Here is a 3151-nt window from a genome sequence, read left to right as displayed (position 1 = left end):
CCCTCGATGACATCGCCGCTCAGCCCGACGTCCGCCACCTCGGCGCGCCAGAGCCGGCCCCGCAGGCGCCCCACCTCACAGAGCCCGCCCGCATCGTCGTCGCTGGCTCCGATGCCGCCCTCTCGGCCGTGCTCACCCGCCTCATGCGCTCCGATCGCCTCTGGGCCGAAGTCGCCTTCATCCCCGTGTCCTCGGCTACTCCTTCCGCCGCCGCACAGAACTGGGGGCTTCCCACCGACCCGGCCGAAGCCCTCGACTTCGCCCGCACCGCGCCGGTTCGCCCAGCCCCTCTCATCCGCAACGATTCCGGCCTCGCAGTCGCTGGCTCTGCCACCATCTCGGATGCCGCAAACGGCGCTTTCACCGGTGAAATCATCATCGATGACCACACGCTCGCCGCCTCCTCCCCCAAGACCTTCGGCGCACGCCTGGTCCCGATGACCGACGCCCCCGGCATCCTCGCCGCCCGCGCTACCTCCCCCGTCGAGTCGCAGGGCCGCCTGCGCTCGCTCCTGCGCAAGCCCGGCCAGCTCGACCCCGAATCCGTGCGCACCGGCCGCGCCGTCCAGGCCGGCGGCCCACAGCTGCGCGTCATCGTCGATTCCGTCCCCCACAAGCGGCTGGTGACCCGCGTGACGTTCTACCGCCACCTGCGCGACCTCCAGATCGTCCGCCCTTAACCCCGCGCCAGGTCCTTGCCTCCGCGCGACGTCCTTACCTCCGCGTGAGGACGTCAGTCCTCGCGCCCCCACACCTCCGGCGGGTAGGCCGGGTGCTGCGAGGTCGGCACCAAGTGCGCCACGGCCGACTCGCGCGACAACCCACACACCATCAGCATGTCCACCACGAGAGAGCGCGTCTGGCCCAGAATCATATAGGCCGACAGCGTGCCTTCCCTGTCGATGATGTCCAGCCCGGCGCGCCCTCCCACGATGCGCAGGCGCTGCACAAGGTCCGGAATTTCAATCGCCTCGTCGTGCCCGTGCTTTTTGCCCCGTCCGTAGAGCTCGCTGATGGCGAGCATGATTTCAGAAAGCTCATCGAGCAATTCCACCTGCGCGTCTGAAACCTTGTCGCGGTCCTCCGTCAGGCCCAATGCCTGGCGGGAGAGCACGCGCACGCCGCGCACCGCGTTATCTACCGGCATGAGGATGCGCTCCAGCGAGCGAATGCTGCGCCGCGATGCCCACAACAGTGGCGAGACCTCCGAGGCCTCCCTGCCCGATTGCGCCGCACTCAGCAGGGTATTCACGCTGTCTTGCGTACCGCGCACCGCCTCGCGCGCATCTCGGATAACGGCGGGGTCTTGCTGGCGGATGCCGTACGTGACGTCGGCAAGAATGCTCGAGGCAATCTTGAGCACCTTCGATACCTCGCGCCGCGCCTCCACCAACGGGGAATTGGGAATCAACGCGATGGTTATCAGGCCAATGCCTGAGCCAATCATCGCGTCGATCGCGCGGTGCAGGCCACCCGGGCCCTCCGTGGGTGGAAAAATCGTCGCAATCAAAATCGCGCCAAAGACAATCTGGTTAGTAATCAGCGGCGACTTGGTCAAAAACGAGCCCACCACCAGGCCCGCGCCCACGATGAAGAAAATCTGGAACGGCCCCTGCCCCACAATCTGAAAGAGCAAGTCGCCTACGGCCACGCCGATGATGCCGCCAATCGACATCTCCAGCGCCTTCTTCATCCTGTCCCCACCGGACATCCCTAAAATGATGACCGCGGAAATCGGCGCAAAGAACGGCTGCGGGTGCCCCACCACATCGCCGGCCACCCAGTACGCGAGCGCCGCACCAATGGTCGCCTGCACAATATAAACAAACCGCGAACGGATGCGGTTTACCCGCGAGAGCACCGAGCGGTCAATCACCCGCAGCTTTTGCCGCGTTGAGACTCTTTCCTTCGCTTCCGACATGCCTTCCAGCATAGAAGACCGCCCCTACCATCGCCGCTGTCCCCGCGCATCTCGGCCGCCGGCTAACTTGTGGACAGCTCTTGCCGACGCCCCTTCTCCCCCCACCCATCCACAATTTCCCCCTCCCCGGCCGCGCACCGCTTGTTCAGCCCTCGCATGCCTTTTAGCTTCGGCCGTGTGAACACCGAATTTCTCTTGCTATGCCGCCGCGGCGTCGACCTCGTCGCCGAATTTCGGGGCTGCTCCGAAGACTCGCTTCTCGAAGCCGGAGCCAGTCCCCTTCTGGCTGCCCAACTCGCCCGCCTGCAGCACGTCTACTTCGGCCGCACGTCGAATACCCGCAAGCAACGCCACGCCCGCGAGGCCGCCCGCAGCCGCGGCCATGACCTCACCACGCTCGATAGCATCGAGTCTTATACTCGCCGCGTGCGCGATACCAACCGCGCTTGGGACCTGCGCCTAACGCTCTGCCGCACCGAGGCCCGCCTGATTCCCTCCGTGGCCAAGAAGCTACTCAAGCAGATCAATCCGCCCCGCCGCCCGGAGCCCGGCGTGCGCTATACCCGCCGCCCCGACGGCCCACACACCATCTCTATTACGGCCGATCCCACCGATATCGCCGATATCAAGGGCGTGCTCTCCTCCGTCAACAAAGACGATCCCCTCGCCGCCGCCAAGAAGGTGCTCCTCGAGGGCAATCCCGGCGCGCTGCCGGCCGTGCATACCAACGTCATCCTCACCCTAGACCAGCTCGACCGCATCGTCGCCGCACCTTCCGACGCCTCCGATATCACCCTCCAGCTCACCAACGGCGCCCGCATGACCGGCGCACAGCTGGTTGCCCGCGCTCTCGCCCAGCGCGGCTACGTCAGCCTCGTTCACCCCGAGCACGGCCCGGTAAACCTGTATCGCACCGAGCGCATGGCCACGTGGAAACAACGCATGCTCGCCGCGGCCGAGCACCCCGTGTGCGCGTGGCCGGGCTGCACTACGCCTGCCGACGACGCCCAAGTCCACCACCTCACCGCCTGGTCCACCGGCGGACCCACAAACCAAGAAAATCTGGTCACCTTGTGCGCGCACCACAACGCCGTCAACCAAGATGACCCCTCCCGACCCACAGAACGCGGCCGCATGGTGCGCGTCAATGGCCGCATCGCCTGGGTGCCGCCGTGGAGCAATACCCCACGGTTCGTCCCCAGCCCCGCCCGGCCACCGAATCCCAACACA

3 protein-coding genes are annotated in these 3151 nt (G+C 66.3%); 2 read left to right on the top strand and 1 reads right to left on the bottom strand.

All coding sequences use genetic code 11. From position 1 onward, the window contains the following. A partial coding sequence (locus tag MHK05_RS11745; RefSeq protein ID WP_239206888.1) for a hypothetical protein occupies positions 1-680 on the top strand: 680 nt, incomplete at its 5' end. Positions 681-733: 53 nt separating this feature from the next. Here the strand turns inward: MHK05_RS11745 and MHK05_RS11740 are convergent. Next, positions 734-1933 (bottom strand): FUSC family protein, encoded by a 1200-nt coding sequence (locus MHK05_RS11740; protein WP_239206887.1) that lies wholly within the window; start codon positions 1931-1933, stop codon positions 734-736. A 165-nt stretch (positions 1934-2098) separates the two neighbouring features. Between MHK05_RS11740 and MHK05_RS11735 the strand changes: the two genes are divergently transcribed. Continuing rightward, positions 2099-3151 (top strand): HNH endonuclease signature motif containing protein (locus MHK05_RS11735; RefSeq protein ID WP_239206886.1); only part of this gene is annotated, 1053 nt, incomplete at its 3' end.

Source organism: Corynebacterium nasorum (assembly GCF_022347325.1).
Taxonomy (GTDB): domain Bacteria; phylum Actinomycetota; class Actinomycetes; order Mycobacteriales; family Mycobacteriaceae; genus Corynebacterium; species Corynebacterium kefirresidentii.
Note: the sequence above shows the minus strand (reverse complement) of the source record. Positions and strands in the feature narration are given on the sequence as shown.